Here is a 221-nt window from a genome sequence, read left to right on the forward strand (position 1 = left end):
CCGCCGACATCGCCAGCGTGCCGACCCCGGTATAGCCGAACAGGTTGAGGCATTCCGGCGCCTCGCACCCGTCGAGCCGCCCGCGCATCCACGACCAGACGGGCGCCATGTCGGGGAAGAAGCCGAGGTGGCGGAACGGCGTGGTCTGCGCGGTGAAGCGGACGCGCGCATCGCCCTCTCCCCATGCCAGCGGCCAGCCGTCGCGTGGCACCGGCTCGCGG

General features: G+C 73.3%; 1 pseudogene. It reads right to left on the reverse strand.

Annotation, left to right across the window (positions count from 1 at the left end):
* A pseudogene (locus AX685_RS06365) lies at positions 1–221 on the reverse strand (class I SAM-dependent rRNA methyltransferase); the annotation flags it as partial.

The organism is Sphingomonas sp. CCH9-F2 (genome assembly GCF_001556735.1).
Lineage (GTDB): Bacteria > Pseudomonadota > Alphaproteobacteria > Sphingomonadales > Sphingomonadaceae > Sphingomonas > Sphingomonas ginsenosidimutans.